At 69.6% G+C, this 23,131-nt stretch carries 21 protein-coding genes and 1 tRNA gene; 13 read left to right on the forward strand and 9 right to left on the reverse strand.

Annotation, left to right across the window (positions count from 1 at the left end; all coding sequences use genetic code 11):
* Positions 1-25 precede the first annotated feature (25 nt).
* The 5 genes from sigJ to AB5J73_RS06310 all read left to right on the forward strand — a co-directional run bounded on the left by sigJ (position 26) and on the right by AB5J73_RS06310 (position 4,027).
* The gene (gene sigJ / locus AB5J73_RS06290; RefSeq protein ID WP_370968760.1) at positions 26-874 is read left to right on the forward strand and encodes an RNA polymerase sigma factor SigJ; all 849 of its coding nucleotides are present in this window, start codon (positions 26-28) and stop codon (positions 872-874) included.
* 249 nt (positions 875-1,123) lie between these two features.
* Positions 1,124-1,921 (forward strand): SGNH/GDSL hydrolase family protein, encoded by a 798-nt coding sequence (locus AB5J73_RS06295; protein WP_370968761.1) that lies wholly within the window; start codon positions 1,124-1,126, stop codon positions 1,919-1,921.
* On the forward strand, positions 1,900-2,472 hold the full coding sequence (locus AB5J73_RS06300) for a TetR/AcrR family transcriptional regulator (protein WP_370968762.1): 573 nt from the start codon (positions 1,900-1,902) through the stop codon (positions 2,470-2,472). The genes AB5J73_RS06295 and AB5J73_RS06300 overlap by 22 nt, the downstream gene beginning before the upstream one ends.
* A 43-nt stretch (positions 2,473-2,515) precedes the next feature.
* Positions 2,516-3,235 (forward strand): DUF2786 domain-containing protein, encoded by a 720-nt coding sequence (locus AB5J73_RS06305; RefSeq protein WP_370968763.1) that lies wholly within the window; start codon positions 2,516-2,518, stop codon positions 3,233-3,235.
* A 54-nt stretch (positions 3,236-3,289) separates the two neighbouring features.
* The gene (locus AB5J73_RS06310) at positions 3,290-4,027 is read left to right on the forward strand and encodes a Long-chain-fatty-acid--CoA ligase (protein WP_370968764.1); all 738 of its coding nucleotides are present in this window, start codon (positions 3,290-3,292) and stop codon (positions 4,025-4,027) included.
* Between the two features lie 9 nt (positions 4,028-4,036).
* Here AB5J73_RS06310 and AB5J73_RS06315 read toward each other — a convergent pair whose 3' ends face one another.
* Positions 4,037-6,352: a tetratricopeptide repeat protein gene (locus AB5J73_RS06315; protein WP_370968765.1), complete on the reverse strand. Its 2,316-nt coding sequence runs from the start codon at positions 6,350-6,352 to the stop codon at positions 4,037-4,039.
* Between the two features lie 183 nt (positions 6,353-6,535).
* On the opposite strand from AB5J73_RS06315, the gene AB5J73_RS06320 reads away from it, so the two are divergent.
* Both AB5J73_RS06320 and AB5J73_RS06325 read left to right on the forward strand, forming a co-directional pair.
* A complete protein-coding gene (locus AB5J73_RS06320) occupies positions 6,536-8,227 on the forward strand; it encodes a hypothetical protein (RefSeq protein WP_370968766.1) in 1,692 nt (563 codons plus the stop codon).
* An 86-nt stretch (positions 8,228-8,313) separates the two neighbouring features.
* Entirely contained in the window at positions 8,314-9,231 is a 918-nt protein-coding gene (locus AB5J73_RS06325) for a DMT family transporter (RefSeq protein WP_370968767.1), read from the forward strand.
* Here the strand turns inward: AB5J73_RS06325 and AB5J73_RS06330 are convergent.
* Both AB5J73_RS06330 and AB5J73_RS06335 read right to left on the reverse strand, forming a co-directional pair.
* Positions 9,174-11,291 carry a putative bifunctional diguanylate cyclase/phosphodiesterase gene (locus AB5J73_RS06330; RefSeq protein WP_370968768.1) on the reverse strand — a complete coding sequence of 706 codons (2,118 nt, stop codon included), beginning with the start codon at positions 11,289-11,291 and terminating at the stop codon, positions 9,174-9,176. The genes AB5J73_RS06325 and AB5J73_RS06330 overlap by 58 nt on opposite strands.
* Before the next feature lie 19 nt (positions 11,292-11,310).
* Positions 11,311-12,129: an SAM-dependent methyltransferase gene (locus tag AB5J73_RS06335; protein ID WP_370972964.1), complete on the reverse strand. Its 819-nt coding sequence runs from the start codon at positions 12,127-12,129 to the stop codon at positions 11,311-11,313.
* A 179-nt stretch (positions 12,130-12,308) separates the two neighbouring features.
* Between AB5J73_RS06335 and AB5J73_RS06340 the strand changes: the two genes are divergently transcribed.
* Complete coding sequence (locus tag AB5J73_RS06340; protein ID WP_370968769.1) at positions 12,309-13,610, forward strand: cytochrome P450; 1,302 nt, start codon at positions 12,309-12,311, stop codon at positions 13,608-13,610.
* A 62-nt stretch (positions 13,611-13,672) separates the two neighbouring features.
* Positions 13,673-14,605, forward strand: coding sequence for an alpha/beta hydrolase (locus tag AB5J73_RS06345; protein ID WP_370968770.1), 933 nt, complete (start codon positions 13,673-13,675; stop codon positions 14,603-14,605).
* 87 nt (positions 14,606-14,692) lie between these two features.
* On the opposite strand, the gene AB5J73_RS06350 is transcribed toward AB5J73_RS06345, so the two are convergent.
* A complete protein-coding gene (locus tag AB5J73_RS06350; RefSeq protein ID WP_370968771.1) occupies positions 14,693-15,040 on the reverse strand; it encodes a hypothetical protein in 348 nt (115 codons plus the stop codon).
* A 133-nt stretch (positions 15,041-15,173) separates the two neighbouring features.
* Here AB5J73_RS06350 and AB5J73_RS06355 point away from each other — a divergent pair, with 133 nt between their 5' ends.
* The 4 genes from AB5J73_RS06355 to AB5J73_RS06370 all read left to right on the forward strand — a co-directional run bounded on the left by AB5J73_RS06355 (position 15,174) and on the right by AB5J73_RS06370 (position 19,093).
* Entirely contained in the window at positions 15,174-16,157 is a 984-nt protein-coding gene (locus AB5J73_RS06355) for a LuxR C-terminal-related transcriptional regulator (RefSeq protein ID WP_370968772.1), read from the forward strand.
* Positions 16,158-16,266: 109 nt separating this feature from the next.
* Entirely contained in the window at positions 16,267-17,211 is a 945-nt protein-coding gene (locus AB5J73_RS06360) for a ParA family protein (RefSeq protein WP_370968773.1), read from the forward strand.
* Complete coding sequence (locus AB5J73_RS06365; protein WP_370968774.1) at positions 17,208-17,762, forward strand: hypothetical protein; 555 nt, start codon at positions 17,208-17,210, stop codon at positions 17,760-17,762. The genes AB5J73_RS06360 and AB5J73_RS06365 overlap by 4 nt, the downstream gene beginning before the upstream one ends.
* Positions 17,756-19,093 carry a hypothetical protein gene (locus tag AB5J73_RS06370; protein WP_370968775.1) on the forward strand — a complete coding sequence of 446 codons (1,338 nt, stop codon included), beginning with the start codon at positions 17,756-17,758 and terminating at the stop codon, positions 19,091-19,093. The genes AB5J73_RS06365 and AB5J73_RS06370 overlap by 7 nt, the downstream gene beginning before the upstream one ends.
* A 51-nt stretch (positions 19,094-19,144) precedes the next feature.
* On the opposite strand, the gene AB5J73_RS06375 is transcribed toward AB5J73_RS06370, so the two are convergent.
* The 5 genes from AB5J73_RS06375 to AB5J73_RS06395 all read right to left on the reverse strand — a co-directional run bounded on the left by AB5J73_RS06375 (position 19,145) and on the right by AB5J73_RS06395 (position 23,115).
* Positions 19,145-19,217 (reverse strand) — tRNA-Ala (locus AB5J73_RS06375).
* A 54-nt stretch (positions 19,218-19,271) separates the two neighbouring features.
* Entirely contained in the window at positions 19,272-20,105 is an 834-nt protein-coding gene (gene glpR / locus AB5J73_RS06380; protein ID WP_370968776.1) for a gephyrin-like molybdotransferase receptor GlpR, read from the reverse strand.
* A 162-nt stretch (positions 20,106-20,267) separates the two neighbouring features.
* Positions 20,268-20,936: a GNAT family N-acetyltransferase gene (locus tag AB5J73_RS06385; RefSeq protein ID WP_370968777.1), complete on the reverse strand. Its 669-nt coding sequence runs from the start codon at positions 20,934-20,936 to the stop codon at positions 20,268-20,270.
* Positions 20,936-22,213, reverse strand: a complete 1,278-nt coding sequence (glp, locus tag AB5J73_RS06390) for a gephyrin-like molybdotransferase Glp (RefSeq protein WP_370968778.1) — start codon at positions 22,211-22,213, stop codon at positions 20,936-20,938. The genes AB5J73_RS06385 and glp overlap by 1 nt, the downstream gene beginning before the upstream one ends.
* On the reverse strand, positions 22,210-23,115 hold the full coding sequence (locus tag AB5J73_RS06395) for a UTP--glucose-1-phosphate uridylyltransferase (RefSeq protein ID WP_370968779.1): 906 nt from the start codon (positions 23,113-23,115) through the stop codon (positions 22,210-22,212). Before AB5J73_RS06395 ends, glp begins: the two co-directional genes overlap by 4 nt.
* Positions 23,116-23,131 lie beyond the last annotated feature (16 nt).

Here is a 23,131-nt window from a genome sequence, read left to right on the forward strand (position 1 = left end):
GGGAAGCTGTTTCGTCGGAGGAGGCATGACAACACCCGTCGACGGCGAACGCCGGCACCTGCTCAACCTCGCCTACCGGCTGCTCGGCTCACTGGCCGAAGCCGAGGACGCGGTGCAGGAGACCTACGTCCGCTGGTACGCGCTCTCGCCTGCCCAGCGCGGCGCGATCTCTTCGCCCGGCGCGTGGTTGACGACGGTCGCCGGCCGGATCTGCCTGGACGTGCTGGGTTCCGCGCGCGCCCGGCGCGAGCGGTACGTGGGCGAGTGGCTGCCCGAGCCCGTGCCCGACCAGGCCGACTCGGTCGCCGACCGGATCACGCTCGACGAGTCGGTCACCATGGCCTTCCTCGTGACGCTCGAGGCGATGACCCCGGCGCAGCGGGTCGCGCTCGTGCTGCACGACGTGTTCGGGTACGCGTTCACCGAGGTCGCGGCGATCACCGGCCGCACACCGGCGGCGTGCCGAGAACTGGCTTCGTCGGCCCGCCGCCGGGTCCGCGCCACCCGGCCCGCGACCCCGGTCACCGGGCACGCCGAAGTGATCAGGGACTTCAAGCAGGCGTGGGAAGCGGGCGACATCGACGCCCTGGTCGCCCTCCTCGACCCCGGCGCGACCCTCACCGCGGACGGCGGCGGCGTGGTCCGCGCGGCCCTGACCCCGATCGAAGGCGGCTTGCCGGTGGCGCGGTACGTGGCGGCGCTCGCCGCCGGCGGCCTGACGCTCGTGGAGCGCGCGGTCAACGGCCTCCCCGGCCTGCTCCTCACCCGTGGCGACGACCTCGCGGCCGTGTACGCGTTCGACGTCGCGGACGGCCGGATCACCCGCATCTGGGCGATGCGGAACCCGGAGAAGCTCCGCCCCTGGCTCGGGTGACTCTCTCCCGTGCCGGCGGCCCGGGCTCGACGGCAGGCCCGCGGTGGCTCGCCCACCGCAGTGGTCGCGAATGACTCATTCGCGACGCCGGAGGTCCCGAATGAGTCATTCGCGACCTTCCGAGCCTGCCGGCCGCGCCTGCCGACCCGCCTGCCCGTGGCTCGGGTGAACTCGGGGCCAAGTAGACACCGTCTACAGAAGTTTGATAGACAGTGTCCACAAGGTGAACCACGGGTTACGGAGATCGGGATGAGCTACCACCGTTTCGTCGTCCTCGGTGACAGCTGCGCCGAAGGCCTCGACGACCCGTACCCCGGGCGGGACCACTACCGCGGCTGGGCCGACTTCGTCGCCGCCCGGCTGGCCGAGGGCGAGCCGGGCTTCCGGTACGCCAACCTCGCCGTCCGCGGGCGGCGGCTCGACCAGATCGTGCCCGAGCAGGTCCCGGCCGCGACCCGCCTCCAGCCGGACCTGATCGCGCTCTTCGGCGGCGGCAACGACGTCATGAGCCGCGGCTGGGACGCGCGCACGGTCGCCCGCCGCGTCGACGCCGCCATCCGCGCGTGCACCGAAATCTCGCCCACCGTCGTCACGTTCACCCTCAGCGACGTCTCCAGCCGGATGCCGCTCGGGCAGCGGATGCGGCCGCGGATCGTCGCGCTCAACGAGGCCATCCGCGAAGCCGCCGTCAGCTACGGCGCGCTGCTCATCGACCTGTGGCCCGACCAGGCCGTCACCGACTCCCGCTACTTCGGCGCCGACCGGCTGCACCTGTCCGCGCACGGGCACCGGCGGCTGGCCGCGTACGTCCTCGGCCGGCTCGGTCTCGACCACGATCCCGCCTGGCTCGAGCCGCTGCCGGGCGTCGCGGCCGCCGGGAACTGGCGCGCCGACCTGCACTGGCTGCTGCGCGAGGTGCTGCCGGTCGCCGTGACGCGCACGCGCAACCGGCTGATCGGCCGCCAGCCGGGCGACGGCTTCCTGCCGAAGCGCCCGGACCTGCTCCCCATGACCAGGGACGAAGCGTGGGCACCCGGCAACGCCTGATCGACACCGCGTCCGAGCTGCTGGCCGGCGAAGGCGTCGACGCGGTGACGCTGCGCGGGATCGCGAAGGCCGCCGGCGTTTCGCACGGCGCGCCGCTGCGCCACTTCTCCGGCCGCGCCGAGCTGCTGTCCGCCGTCGCGACGCGCGGGTACGCCGAACTGCTCTCGCGACGGCGGACGCTGCCGGAAACCTCACCGCGGGAACGGCTCACCGCCGCCTGCCACAGCTACCTCGACTTCGCGCTGACCAGCCCGGCGATGTTCGAGCTGATGTTCCGCCGCGACCTGGTCGACGCGGACGACCCGGCGCTTTCGGCGGCGGCGAGCGCGGTCTTCGACACCTTCGCCGTGCTGGTGGCGGCGGTGCCGACGCCGGTCGCGCGCTCGGGCGCCGATCTGCGGCTGGTCGCGGCGTCGCTGTGGGCGGCGCTGCACGGCCTCGCCCAGCTGTGGCTGTGGGGCGGTCTGGCGGGGGCGAGCTTCGCGCCGTCCCCGGAGGCGGCGCTGGCCGTCACGCTCGACGCCTACCTGGGCCGGGACGACACGCTGTGACCCGGTGCACGCGTCCGAACACCTGATCGAATACCCTCCCTGCATGACCGAGTCAGACCCGCAGCTCGAGCGCATCCGGAAGCTGCTGGCCAAGGCCGAGGACCCGGCGGTCACCGAGGCGGAGGCCGAGGCGTACAACCGGAAGGCCGCCGAGCTCGTCGCGCGGTACGGGATCGACCAGGCGATGCTCGCCGCGTCCGGCGCGACCGCGGACGAGATCGGCACGCTCAAGATCCCGATGAACGACCCGTACAGCCGGGACAAGGCGAGCCTGCTCACCTCGGTCGCGTACCCGCTGCGCTGCCGGACGCTGCTGCACCGCTACGGCCAGAAGGTCGAGAGCGTCACGGTGTTCGGCTTCCACTCCGACCTGGGCCGCGTCGAGCTGCTGTTCACCAGCCTGCTGCTGCAGGCGAGCACCCAGCTGACCCGCGTCCGCCCGGACGGCTTCTTCCCCGGCGAGTCGCTGGCCGCCTACCGCCGCACCTGGCTGCACGGCTTCGCGCGCGCGGTCCACGAGCGGCTGTCCCACGCCGAATCGGAAGCCGTCCGCACGGCGGTGCCCGGCGAGCGGTCGGCGGAGCTGGTCGTCCGCGACCGCGCGCAGATGGTGCAGCACGCGTTCGACTCCGAGTACGGCGACCTGCGCTCGGCCGCACCCCGGCGGCTGTCGGGCAGCGGCTACCTCGACGGCCACGACGCCGGCACGAAGGCGAACCTCGACCCGGCGGCGTTGACCCGCCGCCAGAAGGCGTTGCGCTGAGCATCGCCCGGTTGCCGCTATCGCCGCGGTGATCACTTCCGCTTCACTGGGCGCATGCGCGTCGTCGATCTTGCCGAACGCCCCGACCTGCTCGACGCCGCCTTGGCGCTCGGCGACGTCGGCGGCCAGTTCATCTACCGGGGCGCCAGCGGCCGGATGATCACCGGCGAACGCTTCCTGCGCCACTGGGCGCGGTACTTCCTCATCGCACTGGACGACGACGGCGCACCGATCGCCCGCGCCCTGTCGGTCCCGCTCGCCTACCCGGCCCCGGACCGCACCGAGCTACCGGACCACGGCTGGGACCAGGCGATCGAGTGGGCGGCCCAGGACGTGATGGACGGCCGCGAGCCGAACGCGTTGTGCGCGCTGGAAGTCGTGATCGCGCCGCACCTGCGCGGCACCGGCCGGTCGGCACCGATGTTGAAGGCGTTGAAGGCCCGAGCCGCGGAAACGGGGCTGCGCAAGCTGATCGTGTCGGTGCGCCCGATCGGCAAGGAAGCCGAACCCGCGGTCCCGATGCCGGAGTACGCAGCCCGCCGCCGCCCGGACGGCCTGCTCGCCGACCGCTGGCTGCGCACCCACGAACGCCTGGGCGCCCGAGTGGTAAAGGTCTGCCCGTTCGCGGTCACCCTGGCCGGCTCCCTGGCCGACTGGCGCGACTGGACGGGCGTGAAGCTCCAGGACGGCGAGAACTTCATCCCGGGCGGCATCGCCCCGGTGTTCGCATCGGTCGCCCACGACACGGCGACGTACGTCGAACCGAACGTGTGGCTGGAGCACCCGATGTGATCTCAGGGATCAAGCGTCGACGGATTCCGGCTCCGCGGCTGCAGCAGCCGCCTCGGCGCGAAGTGCCCGCGCCCTGCCGATCCACCACGATGCCGACGCGAGCCGCCCCTCCGTGAAGAGAACATCGGACAGATTGCTCGCCGCCTCCGCATCGCCGGCCTCCGCCGCCGTCCGGTACCAGCGCTTCGCCTCCTGCAGGTCGTCGCGCCTGAGATGGATCACCCCCAGGTTGAACGCTGCCGACAGGTTCCCGGCTTCGGCCGCCGACTCGAAGTAGGGGATCGCTTCATCGGTGCGGCCGAGTTCATGCAGGATTTCGGCAAGCGCCGCCTGACCTCCACTCTCGTCGGCAGAGGCGACAGGTTCAAGAACGTCCAGCGCCTCTTCCAGCCGCTCGCTCTTGTAGAGGAGGGCACCAAGTCCAAAGGTGGCGGGTACGTCCCCTGCCGCCACGCCACGCCTGAACCACCGTTCAGCCTCGGCCAGTTCACCGGATTCGCTCAGCAGCTTGCCCAGATTACCGGCGGCCGAGGTGATTCCTGCCTCGAAGGCTCGCTCGTACCAGTCCTTCGCGCTGGCGTGGTCTCCGGCCTGCAAGCGCAAAGTTCCGAGGTTGAAGGCCGCATCAGCGGATCCGCGCTCCGACGCCTTGCGGTACCACTCCTCCGCAGCCTCGCGCCGGCCGGCCTCGTGGTGGAACAGCCCGATGTTGTAGGTTGCGAACGGGTCACCCTCTTCTTCGGCCTTGTGGAACCAGGGAAGCGCCTCTTGAACCCGCCCGGTGCTGCTCAACAGCTTCCCCAAGTTGGTGGCGGATCGATGCTCGTCCAACTCGGCCCCACGCCGATACCACTGCTCGGCCTCGTCCAGCTTCCCCTGCTCTTCGAGGTCGAACCCGACGAGGAAGAAAGCCGGCGGATAGTTCGCATCGGCCGCGCGCATCCGCCACTTCCGGGATTTTTCCGGCTTGTCCTCTCGGGAGTAGATCACGGCCAGGTTGAACGCCGCCCTCGGCTCACCGGCTTTCGCAGCTCGTGCAAAGTACGACTTCGACTCCTTGACCCGGCCGTTCTCGCTGCAGAGGACCCCGAGGTTGTAGCACGCCATCGCGCTTCCGACCTCGGCCTCGAGCAGGAACAGCCAGATCGACTCGGCCACGTCAACCGATACCGGGGTGCCCGCCTCCGCTGCTCGAAGCGCGACCTCTAAGAGATCACCACCGGAAGAATTGTGCTTCGCGGCGAGCCAGACCGCGTCCGGCACCGGTTGGGGCGGCAGCATTCGCTCGAGCTGGTCGACCAGGTAGTCGAACACGCGCCATTTGCCACTGGTGGCTTCGAGCAGCGGGCTGGTCACTCCGTGGAATTGCCGGCTTGCCCAAGCCCATGCCTCGTCCAGCGGCTCCGGCCGCAGCAGCAGGCCGCCCTGCCTTTCGAGATACTGTTCGTGCAGCTCGACGATGAGCTCTTCTTCGTATGGTCCGGCCAAGCCCGCCCGCGCCAGGTCGATCGCCGCCTCGACGAGCGCAGCTCCACGAGGCCGACCGTCGACATCCCTGGCAAGTCGCCAGGCGGACCAAATGGCGGGCCCAGCCGCCAAATATTCGGCGACGCCGTGGTGGCGATGGTGTGCGACAGCATCGGCGATCCGGTCGTCGTCGCACTGAACCGCACGTGCAAGCTCATCTTCGCTCCAGATTCGCTGAACCTCCAGAAGGTCGGCCGACTCGAGCACCCGAGCGCCTATCTGCGCGGTCTGCAGGACGACGGCATCCACACCAGCAGGGAGCACATCCTGGAACATCGGGTGGAAGGTCTTGTACTTCCGCATCCGAATGGTCCCCAGCAGCGGTACTTTCCGCTCCCGGAACGCAGCCAACATGGCCACATCCAACGCACCCGGACCGAGGAACAGCTCCAAGTTGTCGAGCCAGACCACGCACTCCACCGACGACTCGACGATCGTCGTGAGCACCTCCGCCAGCTCACTGCCCCGGGACGGTGCCGCTACCCGGCGATCCGGCATGACAGCGCGCATCGCCTCGTAGGCCAGGCGAGTCTTGCCCGCCGCGGAGTGACCGAGCAGGAGAACCAGACCACCCGTCTCCGACGCGGCGCCCAGCCGGTGCCGAAGGTCCGCATCGATGTCACGTTCGACGTACGGCGGTACGCCCTGGTCACCAGCCTGCTGACGCGCGCGGTGCACGCCGGCGGAGACAGGATCCCAGGACGCAACAACCGGCCAATACTGCGTATCCCGCAGGTGCAGTGGCGCGGTTCGGCTGCCCCCCACCTGAGCCGATCCGAAAAGGTTCCCGATCTGCACGACAGGACCATGGAACACACCGCCGGCAACTTCGTTCCGGACAGCATCACGCGGCTCATCGCCACCGCTCGAGTCAGCCACGACCGAACTACCTAAACGCAGATCCGAATGAGAACACGAGAGCTACCATAGCGCCGAAAGGCTCGACTGATCCAGTTCATCCGGCAGGAGGTACCGTCTCCGATGGGCAAGGCAAGCCGTGCAAGGCAAAAACGCCGTAGCACCGGCCAACCCAAGTCCGGCCCGCGGGAGTCCGACTCGATTCCGGAGACGCCACGAGATACGGAAAGCGGCGCCGAAGCGGCGCTGCTGCGGTTGGTCGCCGGCAACCACGGCCCCAGGCATAGCGTGGCTTCGGCCTACGCCTGGGGGGTCGCGGCCCTCCACTGGGCGCAGCAGGACCGGTATCCAGAGTGGCACGACCAGTTGGACCCGCTCGATCTCATCCTCCTCGGCCTCGTCCACCCGAAGAAGTTCGCCGACAGCTTCGAGTTCGGCAACGCGCGGACAGCCTGGCTCCGTGAGTTGCGAACCACCCCGCATTGGCAGTCCGTCAGCAGGTTCGTATCCGAGGCAGTCAGCCTGAGCAACGAAACCGGATATGCAGTTGACGATTCTCGCGTGCTCTTGGAGCTCAATGCACGGCTGGAGAGCGCCGGCCTGGCCCACAGACGGCTTCCGAAGGCCCTCCACCCCGGCATTCTGCTGGCGAATGCCAGGTTCGTCGAAGGACTCAACACGGACAGTCCCGTGCCACCGGCGACGAACGACTCCCGCCGGCGAGCCGAAGACCTCCTGTCGAACCTGGAACCCGGCTTCCCCCAGGACGACTCCTGTGCCGAAATGCTCCGCGATGGCTTGTGTTTGCTGTCACGAGCAGGAATGCCACCCGACTTCGACAGCAATCTACTGACGATCGCACTTTACGTCGCACTCACGGATTCAAACGACGCGCCGATGGACGAGATCCCTGAACGAGCTCATGCCTGGGCGCTCGGACTGGGCGAAAAGTCGAGCTTGATCCCCGTCGTCGACACGATCTCCGCATGCGCAGCTCAGGACCTACCCACTGTTACGACGCTGAGTCACCTGTTCGTGCTTCCGGAGTTCACGCAGCGGGTCGACCAAGAAGATCGACGATGGCACAGCGAACCCGGGACCGACCTCGTACCGCTGGCGTTGGAGTTGGGCCACGACCGGGTGAGCACCCGCGCGAGCCGGGCATTCCGATTGTCTCCCAGCAGCTCGGCGATCCTGGGAAGCGTCCTCAAGGACGATTCACCGGAGGCATCGAACGCCAGCGAGATGCCCGGAGATGAAGTTGTTTTCGACGGGTTCGCGACGATCTTCGACCTGATCGGCTTGCATCCGGCTTGGGCCAAGGCTTTCCTCGATGAGAACGCCCCGCTGCCGCGTCTCGACGGCACTTTCAACGACAAGGCGGGAGAGCGGGATTGGCATGCCGCGATCGAACGCTACCTTCGCGAACATCCGGACGCAGCAGCTCCGGACGTGAGCCAAGAGCTTGACAAGCTTCGTCGGTACGACGGCATCATGGTCATCAAGCAGGCGTTGGCGGATGTCACCTTCGCCAGGCAGCTTGTCGACTTGATCACCCACGACCCGATGGGCGAAGACGACGGGCTGATCGGCGTTCGCGCACTCGTCGAGGGCATTGAGCGGCCGGCAGCGGACTTGCTGAACGAAGATTCCGACTTCGAAGAGCGAACTCTGCAGCTTGCCCTCGACTGGGGCGGGACGGCCTTGCGTGACCGAGTGGTCGGCTACGGTGCAGACGACGAGGAAGACGAGGCGGTCCTCCTGGTCTTGGCCGGGGCTTACCTGCAGCAAGTCAACTCGGAAGCGCGCGATTGATCACAACCACCGCTCGCAATGCTGTAGCTCTGCTTAACGGTGGGTCCAGGACTTTTCACTTGTCCTGACGGGTCCGCTTAGGCACCGTGGACCACGTGACTGGTTGGGTGCGCATCGCGGTACTGGCTCTCCTGTGGGGCTCGGGGTTCCTCTGGATCAAGCTGGCCTTGACGGGGCTGAGCCCCGTCCACCTCACGCTGATCCGCTGCGCGCTCGGCGCGCTTACGTTGCTGGTGCTGGCCTTCGCGGCCCGCCAGCGGCTCCCGCGCGACCGCGGCACGTGGGGGCGGCTGGTCGTCGCCGCGTTCTTCTGCAACGCGCTGCCGTTCGCGCTGTTCGGCATCGGCGAGCGCACGGTGGACTCCGGTGTCGCCGGGGTCATGAACGCCACGACCCCGTTGTGGTCGCTCCTGATCGGGGTCGCGCTCGGCACCGAACGCCGCCTCAACCCGGCACGCCTGCTCGGGCTGGCCCTCGGGTTCGCCGGCATCGTGGTGATCTTCGCGCCGTGGGAACAGGAAGGCCTGCTGAGCACGGGCGCCCTCGCGCTGCTCGCGGCCGGACTCAGCTACGCGATCGCGTTCGCTTACATGGCACGGAAACTTCCCCCGAACGGCGCCCCGCTCGCGCTGTCGGCCGCCCAGCTGACGACCGCGACCGCGTTGACGGCGCTCGCCCTGCCGGTGGCCGGGACCGCACCGCAGGTGAACCTCACCGCGCTCGTCGCGGTGACCGTCCTCGGCGTGTTCGGCACCGGGATCACGTTCTACCTCAACTACCGCGTGATCGCGGACGAAGGCCCGACCGCCGCCGCCACGGTCGGCTACCTCCTGCCGGTGGTGTCGGTCGGCCTCGGCACCCTCTTCCTCGGCGAGCCGCTGAGCCCGCGGGTCGTGGGCGGCATGGTGATCGTCCTCTTCGCCGTCGCCCTCACCCGGTTGCGGCCTCAGGTGCCGGCGAACTGCCCGGCGAGCTCGGCGGCCGGTTCGGCGATCCCGAAGTAGTCGCCGGTGGCCAGCTCGGCGCCCGCCGTGCGCCACCAGCTCGCCTGGTCCTCGGTGTGGATGCCGTCGACCACGAGCGTCGCGCCGACCTGCCGCACCAGCGGCACCAGTGCGCCGAGGAACGTCGAGTCCGACCACGACTGCCATTCGGCGAGCCGCCGGTCGACGCGCACGATGTCGACCGGCAGGTCCTGGACGGCCCGCAGGTCGTCCGGCCCCAGCCCGAACTCGTCGAGCATCACGTGGACGCCGAGGTCGGCCAGCGCGGTGACGTTCTCGATGACCCCGGACACCGGCAGCGCGCCGACCGGCACGCCGAGCAGCAGCTGTTCCGGCGGCAGGCCGGTGTCCGCGAGCAGCCGCGTCACGCGCGTGCCCAGCGCGTCGTCCGACACCTGGTGCCCGGTCAGGCCCGCGACCATCGGGAGGCCGAACCCGGCGCGCTGCCGCCACCACTCGCCTTGCCGGCCCGCCGCGCGCAGCATCCAGTCGCCGAGCGGCAGCACCAGCCCGGTCGACTCGGCGAGTTCCGCGCACTGTTCGTGCGCCGGCGCGGGTTCGTCCGGCCGGGCCCAGTGCAGGCGCGCTTCGACGCCGGCCACCCCGCCGTCGGCCAGCCGCGCCATCGGCCGGTAGCGGACGCTGATCTCGCCGTGCTCCCACGCCCCGGCCATGCCGACGGCGAGCGCCTGCGTCCGCCGGTCGTCGGCGTCGGCCTCGCGGTCGAACATCTTCCACTGGCCGCGCCGCCGCTCCTTGGCCCGCCGCAGCGTCTGGTCGGCCGCGCGCAGCAGCTCCACCGGGTCGATGCCCCTCGACGGCCGGTGCACCACGCCCGCGCTGGCCGAGAGCGCCAGCCCGTGCCCCTCGACGAAGAACGGCTCGGCGAGCTCGTCGTTGATGGCGCGCACGATGGTGCCGATGTCGGGCGTCGTCGCCGTGTTCTCGACCAGGATGCCGAACTCGTCGCTGTGGAACCGCGCGATCATCGCCTTCTCCCCGGCCATCACCGCCTTCAGCCGCTGCGCGAAGTGCATCAGCAGCTGCTCGCCGATCCGGCGGCCGAGGCTGTTGCAGACCATCCCGAAGGCGTCGAGGTCGACGTGGAACAGCGTCACGCCGTACACCGGGTCGGCGCGCCGCAGCGCCGTCTCCAGGTGGGTGCCGAAGTACTGCCGGTTCGGCAGCCCGGTGAGGACGTCGTGGAGGGCCTGGCGGCTCAGTTCCCCTTGCAGCAGCATCAGTTCGGTGCCGTCTTCGACCACGACGACGAAGTGCCCAGGCCGGTCTTCGGCGTCGCGCAGCAGGGACGCGGTGAGCGAGATGCGCGCGACGTCGCCGTCCTTGCGCAGCAGCCGTTGCGACTGCCGGACCCGCTCCTTGCCGCCGTCGAGCAGTGCCGTCATCGCCTCGCGCAGGACACCGACGGTCTCGGGGTGGACGACGTCGTACAGCACGGACCCGGTCAGCCCGCCGGGCTGGTGCCCGAGCATCTCGGCCAGCGCCGCGTTGGCCCGCACGATCCGGCCGTCGAGGGCGACCAGCGCGATGCCGCTCGCCGACGACGTCACCACCTCTTCGAAGCGCGCTTCGCTTTCCTTGAGGTGCCACTGGGCGTCCCGCACCGCCTTCAGCAGCGAGAGGTGCATGATCTCCTGCTGGTCGAGGACGCTCCGCTCGTGCGCGAGCAGGAACCCGCACGAGAGCGCTCCCAGCGTTTGCGCGACGCGTTCCGCCAAGCGGTCCACCGCCTCGAGTTCGGGCAGGGTGGGCAGGCCCTTCGCGAGGACGTCGAGCGTGCACCGCAGGCCCGGCTCGCCGACGTAGCCGAGCGCCACCAGCCGCGCGCCGATCCGCTCGGCGGGCGCGGTGTCCGCGGACGTGCCGCGCAGGCAAGCGCACAACGTGCCGAGCACGCCGCGCAGCTCGACGTCGAGTTCTTCGCGGCTCAGCGAAACGACGGTCACGCCGCTGAGCAGGTAAGCCCACTTCCGGGCGAGCAGGTTCCGCGCGCGTTCCGGGTCGGGGACCGCGGTCCGGTCCGGTCGGGGGTCGGGCATCGACATCCGGGGCGTCCGATCAGTTCTTCCGGCCGATTCCGGCGTAGACCAGCATGTTCATCGCGGCGGCGGCGGAGATGTCCGCCGGCCCGGCCGGCCGCCATTCCCCGCAGCCGACCAATCCGGGTTCGACGATTTCGAAACCGGTGAAGAGCTCGGACACCTGGGCGTGCGTCCGCAGGTTCACTTGATCGGGGCTCCGGCTTTCCTTGATCGCCTCGGTCGCCTCGCCGAGGTTTTCGCCTTGGTGGTCGCCGGTGACGTGGGTGATCGCGAGAAAACTGCCGGGCGCGAGCGCCGCGCCGTAGCGCCCGACGAGTTCGAGCGGACCGGATTCGTCGGGAACCCAGTGCAGCATCAAGAGCATCAGCAACCCGATCGGTTTTTCGAAATCGAGCAAAGCGCGCACCTGTGGTGCATCGAAAATCTTCTCCGGATCTCGCATATCGGCGTGCACTATCGCTGCACGATCGTTGCCGTCGAGCATCAATTCGCTGTGCGCGACCGCCACCGGGTCGCGGTCGACGTACACCACGCGGCAGTCCGGGTCCTGCGCCTGGGCGACTTCGTGCACGTTCGCCACCGTCGGGATGCCCGAGCCGATGTCGAGGAACTGCCGGATCCCCTGCGCCGTCATGAACCGCACCGCGCGCCCGAGGAACGCGCGGTTCACGCGCGCGGCGTCGCGCAGGCCGGGCATCGCGCGTTCGATCTGCTCGCCCACCGCGCGATCGACGGCGAAGTGGTGCCCGCCGCCCAGCATGTAGTCGTAAGTTCGCGCCATGCTCGGTACGGAGATATCGACACCCGGCGGTACCCATTCCGGTGATCGCGTCACGAAGAACACCTTCTCAGTCTGTCGGACCGGAAAGAGCTTAGCGATTTCTCCGGATTCGTCCACTGCGCCATATGCGTGAGCCCACACCACCCGATCGGGCACTGTCCCACTCGCCCGGACGCGCCTACCGTAGGCCGTCTCCTTGGGAAATCCACACAATGGCGCAACGAGGAGTCCACATGACCGCCCCGGTCGCCCCGGGCCGGTGGCCTTTTCTCGGGCACACTCCGGCACTGCTGAAGCAACGCTCCGCATTCACCAGTTCATTGCACGAGCACGGCGAGATCGTGAAACTCTACCTCGGCCCGACACCCACCTACTTCGTCACCAGCCCGCGGCTGGCACACGAAGTGCTGGTCACGGCGGGTCCGAAGTTCCGCAAGGGCGCCATGTTCGACAAGTTCCGGCCGTTCGTCGGAAATGGCTTGGTGCTTTCGAACGGTGACTTCCACCGGCAGCAACGACGGCTGATGCAACCGGCGTTCCACCGCGACCGCTTGATCGCCTACGCGGAGATCATGCGGCGCGCGGCAGCCGACCTCGGCGATTCCTGGCAGGCCGGCGAGGTGCGGCCGCTCGACGAGGACATGCAGCGCCTCGCGGTGACGATCGTCGGCGAGGCGCTGTTCTCCACGGAACTGGGAAAAGAGGCGATCGCCGAAGCGCGGAGATCCATTTACCTGATCATCCAGCAGGGAATGATTCGCGCGTTGTCGCCGAAGTTCGTCGAAAAGCTGCCGATCCCCGGAAACCGGCGGTTCGACGAAGCGATCACGCGGATGCAGGCGATCGTGCTGGCGGTGATCCGGGAGTGGCGGACCGCGGGCACCGACCACGGCGACCTGCTGTCGACGTTGCTGCTGGCCGGCATGACCGACGAGCAGGCGCGGGACGAGGTGCTCACGCTGCTGACCGCGGGCATCGAAACGACCGCGCTGGCGCTGTCCTGGACGTTCCACGAGCTCGGCAGGCACCGCGACGTGGAGGCGCGGGTGCACGCCGAGGTCGACGAGGTGCTGGGCGGCCGCCCGGTCACGGCCGAGAACCTCGGGCAGCTGACCTACGTCCGCCAGGTGGTCGACGAAGTGCTGCGCCGGTACCCGCTGTGGATGTTGATGCGCCGCACCCTCGAGGAGGTCGACCTCGGCGGCGTCCGGCTCCCGGAAGGCGCCGAGGTGATCGTCAGCCCCCACGCACTGCACCACGACCCGGCGTCGTTCCCCGACCCGGCCCGGTTCGATCCCGGCCGCTGGGCCCCGGAACGCGCCGCGGAGACGCCGAAGGGCGCGTTCATCCCGTTCGGCGCGGGCAACCGGCAGTGCATCGGAAACCGCTTCGCCCAGAACGAAATCGTCATCACGGTGGCCACGGTGGCCGCACGCTGGCGGCTGGTCCCGCTCCTGGACCACCCGGTACGCGTGAAGTTCACCTCGGCCGCCTACCCGGACAGCCTGCCGATGACGGCTGTCCCCCGGTCCTAGCTGGAGGTCGTTCCCCCGTGCTCCGCCTACGTGTTTGTGCTGCGGTTTTCCTGTTGCTGACCATGCTCCCGACCCCCGCCCACGCGGCCACGGCGACGTGCGAGGACCTGAACGTCCCGGTGACGGTGGCCCTGCTCCCCCAGACGATGCACGGCCGCCTGTGCACCCCACCGGAAGCGCGCACGGTGGTGGTCCTGATCCCCGGCGGCACGTACAACGCGTCCTATTGGGACATCGGCTACACCCCGCAGACCCGCTCGTTCCGCCTGGCGATGAACAACGCGGGCATCGCCACCCTGGCCTTGGACCGCTTGGGAACAGGAGCGAGCTCGAAGCCGTTGAGCACCCTCCTGAGCGCCTCGGTCCAGGCAACGGCGACCCACCAGGTGATCCAGTCGGTCCGGTCCCGCTTCCCCGAGGTGATCGTCGGCGGCCACTCGATCGGCGCGGCCATGGCCATGATCGAAGCCGGCCGCTACCACGACGTCGACGGCGTGCTGGTGACGGGAATGACCCACCGGATGAACCTGATCACGGTGATCCCGGTCCTGGCCAACATGATCCCGGCCCCATTGGATCCTGCGGTCCCCGGCCGCGACGCGGGCTACCTGACCACGAGCCCGGGCACCCGCTACACGGCGTTCCACACCCCGGGCCCGCTCGACGAAGCGGCGATCGCGTACGACGAGTCCACAAAGGACGTCTTCGCGACGACGGAAGCGGTGGACAGCCTGACGTTGACGACGGTGGTCACCCCGGCGTCCCAGCAGATCACCGTCCCGGTCCTGCTGGTACTGGGCAACGACCCGCACTTCTGCGGAACCCTGGGCAGCGACTGCTCTTCCCCGGAAGCCTTGCGCGTGTCGGAAACCCCGTTCTTCGGCGGCCCCCTGCAGACGTACATCCTCGACGGCTACGGCCACGCGATCAACTACGCCCCCAACGCCCCGACGTACTTCGGCGTGGTGACCAACTGGCTGAAGTCGCTGCAATAACTCATGGGTCACCGGGGAGGCGACATCGACGAGCGTGCCGGGCAGCCCGTTTCTCCACCGGGCTGCCCGGCGACGCCGTGGCGCCGTTCAGCGGGAGCACCGCCAGGAGTAGGGATCGGCGGCGTTCAGCAGGGTCGCGTAGGCACCCCCGCCGTACTGGTCGGCACAGGCGGCGTTGACGTTGATTCCGACCTGGTAACCCCAGGGCGCCCGGCAGCGCCAGCTGTAGGCGTTGTGCGCGTCGGTGACCACCGCGGCCAGGCCCATCCCCGGGTTCTGGACGGTGCAGGCGCGCTGCATGTCCACTCCGCCGATGATGGCCGCGTCGGCCGGCGCCGCGGTCAGGACGGCCACAGCGGCCATGACCGCCAGGCTGAACGCCGTCACGGCCGCACGAGGTGTTTTCCGCACCTCGCTCGACAAATGGGTCTCCATGGGAACTCCTCCCGCTCCTCGCGGCTCCCCGCCGCACCCCGAGCCTCCCAACCCGACCGGCGCGGCTCCATCGCTCGCGGAGTGACGAAGCGAGCCCAGCACCTCATCGCCCAGGCCGCCGGAGGACACCCGGATGCCCCGTGAACTTCCGGCCAGACTGCGGGTCGACGCCGAAACGACCCTCATCCTGCGCGAGGCGTTCCACAAGATCGACGCCAACTACCGCACCGACCACTACGGGCTCTACGACTACGCGCGGGCGGTGATGAGCAAGATCGTTCCCCTGGACCACTTCTACATCGGCTTCTTCCACGGCGCGAACCGCGTTCGCTACCCCTACGGCTACGACGGCGGCATGTACACCGACCCGGCGTCCCACATCTACGGTCCGCACGGTCAGGCCGCCTGGCTCCTGAAGCACCGCCAGACGTACCGCATGCAGTACGACAACGGCGCCGCCCTCAACGCCGGCGTGGCTTCGGGCGACACCAGCCGCGCGTCGGCCGACGCGGTCACCACGCCGCTGTTCCGCCGCGGCCGCGACGGCGAACCGGCGGTGTTCGGCATGATGTCCATGCAGAGCTACGAACCGGACACCTTCGACGACAATTCGGTGCGCGCCTTCGAGTGGCTCGCCGATCTCGTCGCCCGCGTCCTGACCAAGGAGGCGGAGGACCTCGACGCGCTCCGCCGCCTCCCCGCCGACGTCGACGACGCACCCCAGCTGGTCACGGCCGACCACATCGTCGAGTTCCTGTCCTCCCGGGTGGCGGACGTGCGCCAGCGCGCCCAGGATGCGTTGCCGGCGCAGGACATCGATGCGCTGCGCGATGCGCTGCAGCGCATCGTCACGGACTGCCAGCAGCTCCAGTCCGACCTGGTCGAGCTGACGCTCGACATCGACAACGGCCCCGAAGATCGCTTCCGGTCCCTGACCGCGGCCGAACAAGGCGTGGCGGTGCTCCTCGGCAGCAACATGCCGAACGACGAAATCGCCCGTGAACTGGGCGTCAGCCCTCACACGGTGAAGACCCACGTCCGCAACATCCTGGCCAAGTACGCGATGCCCGGCCGCGCGGCGGTGGCGGAAGACGTCCGCAAGCACCTGGCCCGCTGACTGTTGCCACATCCTGGACAGTTACGGGACAGTTCGTCCGCCGTCCTCGTCGGTGCGGCCGCGCGTGTACTACAAACGGCCCTCAGGACGAGACCACCGGGGAGTGCGCATGCGGGTCGTGGCGGTCATGAACTACAAGGGCGGAGTGGGAAAGACGACGCTCACCGCGAACCTCGGCGCGGTAGCCGCCAGCCGCGGTCTGCGCGTCCTCCTCCTCGACCTCGACCCGCAGACCAACCTGACGTTCTCGTTCTACTCGATCGACGACTGGCACCACCAGCTCAAGGACAACAACCGCACGATCAAGCAGTGGTACGAGGACGAAGTGCCGGGCCGGGACACGCCGCTGGCCGGCCTCGTCGTCACCCCGGAGCGGGTCAACAAGGTCCTCGACGGCACCGGCGGGCGCGTCGACCTGATCTCGTCGCACCTCGGTCTCATCGACATCGACCTGGAACTCGCGGCCCGGCTGGGCGGGGCGACCACCATCGAGACGTCGAAGCGGAAGTTCCTCGACCTGCACGGCTGCCTGCGCCACGCGCTGCGCGACGACCACTTCGCCGACTACGACCTGGTCCTCATCGACTGCGCCCCCAACTTCGGCATCGTCACCAAGACCGCGATCGTCGCCAGCGAACAGGTTCTCGTGCCCGCCAAGGCGGACTACCTGTCCACGCTGGGCCTCGACTACCTGGTGGGCAACTGCGCCGAGCTGGTCACGCAGTTCAACGACTTCGTCAACCACCGGGGCGGCACCCAGGGCCACCGCCCGATCGACCCCGGCATCCTCGGCGTGGTCTTCACGATGGTGCAGATCTACTCGCAGCAGGTGACGCTGGCCCAGCACGCCTACATCGAGGAAGTGCGGCTGAATTCCCGGGTTCCGGTGCTGAACAGCAAGATCCGCAACAGCCCCCGTCACTTCGGCGACGCCGGCGAAAGCGGCGTACCGGCGATGCTGCGCGTGGCCGGCCGGGACGAAGTCGTCCGCGAATTCGACCACCTGGCCGACGAAGTCCTCAGCGCGCTTTCCCTCCCGGGCGGCCGCCGGTGAACGACCTGAAGCGGCTGGCCGCCTTGCAGGCGCGCGTGTTCGAGTTCCTGGCCCAGCAGGACGAGGCCACACTGGAGGCGATCGCCGCCGGCGAAGCGCGGCTGGAAATCGCCGGCGCGCAACCGCCACCGGTACAGGAAGAGCAGGCCCCGCTGAGCAACCTGAGCGTGGCACAACTCAAGGCCCTGGCCAAGAACCGCCGGTTGCGCGGGTACAGCAAGCTCACGCGCGACAAGCTCGTGGCCCTCCTGGGCGGCCCCGTCGTGAGCGAACCGGTGGAAGAAACCCGCCGCGAGGCACCACCCGCCGTGGCCGCTAGCCCGGACGTCGAGGCGGCCGCCATCGCTTCGCACCTACGGGAAACGGAAACCGAGGAAGAAGGCGCCGCGTACCTCCAGGCGCAGCACCTCGACCGCGACGGGTTGCTGGCCGTCGCGACCGAGCTGCAGCTCACGCGCGTGGACCGCCTGCACCCGAAGGAGCTCGAGAAGAGAGTCCTCAAGCAAGCCATCGGCGCCCGGCGCAAGTTCGCCGGCCTGCGGAAGTGGTGACGGCCGACGGCCGCTCGATGCACTTGATCGGCGGCCGCCGCGTGACGGTCTCGGACCTGCTGGAAGCGGGCCTGGTCCAGGCCGGGGCGAAGCTCAGGTTCAGCCGCAAGCGCATCGGCGCCACGTTCGAGGCGACGGTGACGGACCAGGGCCGCATCCGCCTGGAGTCCACCGGCGAGGAATTCCGGTCCCCCTCGCGAGCGGCCATGGTGGCGGCCGGCATGCGCGCGGTCGACGGCTGGCGCGCGTGGGTGCTGGTCGAGGAAGACCGCCTGCTGGACTCGGTGCGCCAGGAGTTCCTCGACCGCGCGATTTCCACGGCGACGACGGTGGCCCGGCGTTCCGAGGACACGACCCGCCACGAGCGGCTGAGGCAAGCGCGCACCCGCGCCGACGAACGCGACCCCGAACGCATCTCCGTCCGCGACCTCCTGGCCCTCTGGGGCGCGAAGGACCGCGGCGACCAGGTCAGCCGGATCGAAGCGGACCTCGCCAACCACGGCCTGGTGACGTCCCCGAGCTTCCGCGCGGTCACGCTCAACACGGTGGTGTCGCTGACCACGCCACCCGACGAGGTCGAGGACACCCCGATCACGGAGGACGACGAAGGCGGCGACGACCTCAACGTCCGCCTGACGGTCGGGAACCTGACGCCACTCGAAGGTGTGGCGTCCGTCGGCCCCAACAGCGAGCTGGCCGAAGCGATCACGAAGATGCTCCTCAACGACTTCTCCCAGCTGGCGGTCCTCAGCGGCCCCCGCAACCCCCGCGGCGCGGTCACCTGGCGCTCGATAGCCCAAGCCATGCACCAGAAACCGGCGGCAACGGTCGCCGACGCGATCGTCGCCGCCGAGTCGGTCGCCTACGACCGCGACCTCTTCGAAGTCCTCCCGGCGTTGCAGCAGCACGAGTTCGTGTTCGTGCTGAACGAGAGCAAGGAGGTCAAGGGCATCGTCACGACCGCGGACGTCGCCCACCGATACGGCGAAATGGCCACGCCGTACTTCCTGCTGGGCGAACTGGACCAGACGTTGCGCTGGATCCTGAGCCGCTGCCTGGACCTCCCCGCCGTCCAGCCGCACTGCAGCAGACCGATCAAGACCTTCGACGACCTCGCGTTCGGCGACTACCAGCGAATCCTGGAGAACAAGGAGATCTGGCAGAAGCTGGCCTGGCCCTTGGACCGTCAGACCTTCACGTCCCGTTTGGAGAAGATCCGCCTGATCCGCAACAAGGTGATGCACTTCCACCCGGATCCGGTCTCCGAGGACGCGATCAAGAAGCTCCGCAACTTCGCGAAGCTGCTGCACCAGTACCGCGACCCCGCCTGAAGTCCCATGCGAAAAGGCCCGCACCCTCGCGGGTACGGGCCTTTCTAAATGTGGAGCTGAGGGGAATCGAACCCCTGACCTTCTCGATGCGAACGAGACGCGCTACCAACTGCGCTACAGCCCCTTGGTTGTGCTCGTAGAGCTTAGCAGTGCCCCACGAGCACCCCACGCAGGGGGGTCACTCTCCCACCGCACGCCGATAAGGCCCGGTCCCGGGCTCGTCCAGCTCCTCGAACGCCGGGTCCTCATCGTCCAGATCCACCACGACCGCACTACGCCGGATCCGAGAAGTCGGCGACGGACGACGCTCGACGACCTCCCGCCGAACCGGCTCGACCACCTCGACGTCTTCGACCGGAACCGGCTCCGGCTCCTCTTCCTCCACCGCCGGCGCACGCCGAGGCGCACGAGTGCTGTTGAAGCGAGCGAGCCGGCGCTGCCGGATCTCCTCCTCGATGCGCACCTGCCGGCGCAGGTACACGAGGTACCCGACCAGCACGACGTCGACGATCGCGTGGCCCCACCAGACCAGCGGGACGAGGAAGCCGGCGACCGCGGCCGTCGCGACCGCGATCACGAGCAGGATGACGACGACCCGCTGCCGGAAGCTGTACTTCGCGCGCGCAGCGATCTCCGCCGCTTCGGGGTCGAAGCCGCCTCGGCCCGGGCGGTACCCCGGTCGGTCGCGTTCGGCTCGCGACGCGCGCGACTCGCGCTTGGGCTGCGGGAGCGGTTCGGGGTCGGGTTCCGGATCCTCGAAGTCGTCCTCGAGCTCGAGGTCCGCTTCCAGCTCCGCGAGGTCGTCCTCGACCGAAGGCCGGGTCTTCTCGGGACCGTCGGACATGGCGAATTCCTCCCGGTCTTCGTTGCGTCCACCACCACTGCGCACGACCCTGGCCGCCAACGCGGAGTCGGTCGTCCTCGCGACCTGCTGCCGCTTGCGCGCGACCATGGGCACGAGAACGACGAGCCATGCCGCGGCGAGCGCGACGATGATCACGGAGCTGGGCATCTCCCGTCACCTCCCCCGATCCTTCACCTGAAATCACGCTAGTCACAGGAGTAACAGATCGGGCGGAGGCTCGCCGGGTTCGATCACGGAAATGCCTCACCGGATTAGGTGAATCTCACAGCATGTGGTAACGCGGCTACCGACCCAGGTGGGTAATCACGGTCAGGCGTAGTCGGCGCGGCCCGCCGCGACCAGCCTGGACACCAGCCCCGGCCCGGTTTCCTCGCGCGTGACGGCGAAGCAGTAGTGGTCCCGCCAGGCACCGGCGACGTCGAGGTAGCGCTCGAACAGCCCCTCCTGCCGGTAGCCCGCCTTGGTGAGAACCCGCAGGCTGGCGGCGTTTTCCGGCCGCACGGTGGCCTCCAGCCGGTGCAGGCCGGCCGGGCCGAAGGCGTGGTCGGTGACGAGGGCGACGGCGGCCGTCGCGACCCCGCCGCGGACCACGTCGGACGACACCCAGTAGCCGATCCAGGCGGACCGCAGCGACGCCCGGATGACGTTACCCACAGTGATCTGGCCGACGAGCCGCCCGTCGAGGGTGATCGTGAAGGGCAGGCACTGACCACGCCGTGCGAGCGAACGCAGGGCCGCCCACTGCGAAGGCCATGACCAGAAGGCGTTGCGTTCCGGCCACGGACCGACGCCGGTGGGCTCCCACATCTCGAGGTGCGCCCGGTCGCGGAGCCGGATCCGGCTCCACTCGCCCGCGTCGCGCAGCCGGACCGGCCGGATCGCGACGACGCCGGCGGGCACCCGCAGCGGGCCGAGCCGCGCCGGCCAGCCCGGGTGCCTGCTCTCGACCGGGTAGGACACGCCGGACACGGAGTTCATCAGGCCCGTTGCGCCAGGAAGGTGACCTGGACCTGCTCGCCGGCGGCGACCTCCGTCAGGTCTTCCGGCACGTTGATCAGGCAGTTCGCCTCGGCCAGCGACGCGAGCAGGTGCGCCCCGGACTGGCCGAGCGGCTGGACCAGGTACTCCCCGTTGGCCTCGTCGCGCAGCAGCTGACCGCGCAGGAAACCGCGCCGGCCCTCGGTCGACGTGATCGGCGACAACAGCCGCGCGCCGACGATCCGCCGGTGCGGGTTGCGGGTCCCGCGCGCCGCCCGGATCAGCGGCCGCACGAGCACCTCGAACACCACCAGCGCGCTCATCGGGTTGCCCGGCAGCAGGAACGTCGGCACCGAATCGGGGCCGAGCCTGCCGAAGCCCTGCACCGAGCCGGGGTGCATCGCGACGCGGGTCAGGTCGATCCGGCCCAGGTCGGACAGCGCGGCGTGGACCTCGTCGCCGGTGGTGCCCCCGGCACCGCCCGCGACCACCACGATCTCCGACATCAGGAGCCGTCCCTCGACGATCTCCCGCAACCGCTTCGGCTCGCTCGGCACGATGCCGACCCGGCTGACCTCGGCGCCCGCGTCCCGCGCGGCCGCGGCCAGCGCGTAGGAGTTGACGTCGTAGACCTGCCCGACCGACGGCGTCCGGTCGATGTCGACCAGCTCGTCGCCGACCGACACGATCGAGACGCGCGGCCGCGGGTAGACCAGCACCTTCGCGCGGCCGACCGCGGCGAGCAGCCCGACCTGCGCCGAACCGATGGTGTCACCGTTGCGCACCGCGACGTCGCCGATCTGGACGTCTTCGCCGGCCCGCCGCACGTACCCGGCCGATGGCACCGAGCGGTGCACCGTGACCTTGGCCTGGTGGCCGTCGGTGTAGGCGAGCGGGACGACGGCGTCGGCGAGCGTCGGCAGCGGCGCGCCGGTGTCGACGCGCACGGCCTGGCCGGGCTGGAGCCGCCGCGGCTGGCGCGAGCCCGCCGCGATCTCCCCGACGACCGGCAGCTGCACCGGCTCCTGCCCGGCGGTGCGCACGTCGACGCTGCGCACCGCGTACCCGTCGATCGCGGCCTGGTCGAACCCGGGCAGCGCGTGCTCGGCGACGACCTCCTCGGCGCAGAGCAGGCCCTGGGCCTCGGAGATCGCCACCCGCACCGGCCGGGGCCGGACGGCGGCGTCCAGCGTCATGGAGATCTGCGCGTCGACCGAGCGGAACTCGGCCTCCTCCTCGGCCACTTCGGGCCGTGCCGCGTCGAGGGATTCCGTCATGGGCGATCTGTCCCGATCCGTTCCGTCAGCCACGCCCGTAAAGATGGACCGTACTCGGGCGTTTCAAGCGCGAAATCGACCGCGGCGCGCAGGAAACCACCCGGATTCCCCAGGTCGTGGCGTCCGCCGCGGTGGACGACGACGTGCACCGGGTGCCCCTCGGTGATCAGCAGCGCGACCGCGTCGGTCAGCTGCAGCTCGCCGCCGCTGCCCGGCGTGATCCGCTTCAGCGCGTCGAAGATCGCCCGGTCGAGCAGGTAGCGCCCGGCCGCGGCGTACGTCGACGGCGCGTCCTCCGGCTTCGGCTTCTCGACCATCCCGTGCACGCGCTTGACGTCGTCATCGTCGGTGTCGCTGACGTCGAACACGCCGTACGGCGAGATCTCGGCCTTGGGGATGTCGAACGCGCAGAGCACGCTGCCCCCGTGTTCGGCGCGGACCGCGCTCATCCGCTCGAGCACGCCGGTCGGCAGCACGAGGTCGTCCGGCAGCAGCACGGCGACGGCCTCGTCGTCGGGCGTCAGGTTCGGCTCGGCCTGCGCGACGGCGTGGCCGAGGCCGAGGGCCTGCTCCTGGACGGCGGTCTCGACGGCGAGCAGCGCGGGTCCGCGGCGGACCTTCTCGAGCAGCTCGTCCTTGCCCTTGGCCTTGAGGTTCTCCTCCAGCTCGGGCTGCGTCTCGAAGTACTTGACGACGGCTTCCTTGCCCGGCGAAGTGACGATGACCAGGCGTTCCGCTCCGGCGGCGGCGGCTTCGGCCGCGACCAGCTCGATGCCCGGCGTGTCCACCACGGGCAGCAGTTCCTTGGGCACGGCCTTCGTCGCCGGGAGGAACCGTGTCCCCAGGCCGGCGGCAGGCACGATGGCGGTTCTGAACGTCTGGGTGGTTGCGGCGCCCGTCATGGGCGCAAAGCCTAAC

The sequence above is a fragment of the Amycolatopsis sp. cg9 genome (genome assembly GCF_041346945.1).
Taxonomy (GTDB): domain Bacteria; phylum Actinomycetota; class Actinomycetes; order Mycobacteriales; family Pseudonocardiaceae; genus Amycolatopsis.

Excerpts from the sequence above, each read along its gene's own strand:
- sigJ (WP_370968760.1), top strand. The coding sequence starts at position 26 with ATGACAACACCCGTCGACGGCGAACGCCGGCACCTGCTCAACCTCGCC.
- AB5J73_RS06295 (WP_370968761.1), top strand. The coding sequence starts at position 1,124 with ATGAGCTACCACCGTTTCGTCGTCCTCGGTGACAGCTGCGCCGAAGGC.
- AB5J73_RS06305 (WP_370968763.1), top strand. The coding sequence starts at position 2,516 with ATGACCGAGTCAGACCCGCAGCTCGAGCGCATCCGGAAGCTGCTGGCC.
- AB5J73_RS06310 (WP_370968764.1), top strand. The coding sequence starts at position 3,290 with ATGCGCGTCGTCGATCTTGCCGAACGCCCCGACCTGCTCGACGCCGCC.
- AB5J73_RS06320 (WP_370968766.1), top strand. The coding sequence starts at position 6,536 with ATGGGCAAGGCAAGCCGTGCAAGGCAAAAACGCCGTAGCACCGGCCAA.
- AB5J73_RS06330 (WP_370968768.1), bottom strand. The coding sequence starts at position 11,291 with ATGCCCGACCCCCGACCGGACCGGACCGCGGTCCCCGACCCGGAACGC.
- AB5J73_RS06340 (WP_370968769.1), top strand. The coding sequence starts at position 12,309 with ATGACCGCCCCGGTCGCCCCGGGCCGGTGGCCTTTTCTCGGGCACACT.
- AB5J73_RS06345 (WP_370968770.1), top strand. The coding sequence starts at position 13,673 with ATGCTCCCGACCCCCGCCCACGCGGCCACGGCGACGTGCGAGGACCTG.
- AB5J73_RS06350 (WP_370968771.1), bottom strand. The coding sequence starts at position 15,040 with ATGGAGACCCATTTGTCGAGCGAGGTGCGGAAAACACCTCGTGCGGCC.
- AB5J73_RS06355 (WP_370968772.1), top strand. The coding sequence starts at position 15,174 with ATGCCCCGTGAACTTCCGGCCAGACTGCGGGTCGACGCCGAAACGACC.
- AB5J73_RS06360 (WP_370968773.1), top strand. The coding sequence starts at position 16,267 with ATGCGGGTCGTGGCGGTCATGAACTACAAGGGCGGAGTGGGAAAGACG.
- glpR (WP_370968776.1), bottom strand. The coding sequence starts at position 20,105 with ATGCCCAGCTCCGTGATCATCGTCGCGCTCGCCGCGGCATGGCTCGTC.
- AB5J73_RS06385 (WP_370968777.1), bottom strand. The coding sequence starts at position 20,936 with ATGAACTCCGTGTCCGGCGTGTCCTACCCGGTCGAGAGCAGGCACCCG.
- glp (WP_370968778.1), bottom strand. The coding sequence starts at position 22,213 with ATGACGGAATCCCTCGACGCGGCACGGCCCGAAGTGGCCGAGGAGGAG.
- AB5J73_RS06395 (WP_370968779.1), bottom strand. The coding sequence starts at position 23,115 with ATGACGGGCGCCGCAACCACCCAGACGTTCAGAACCGCCATCGTGCCT.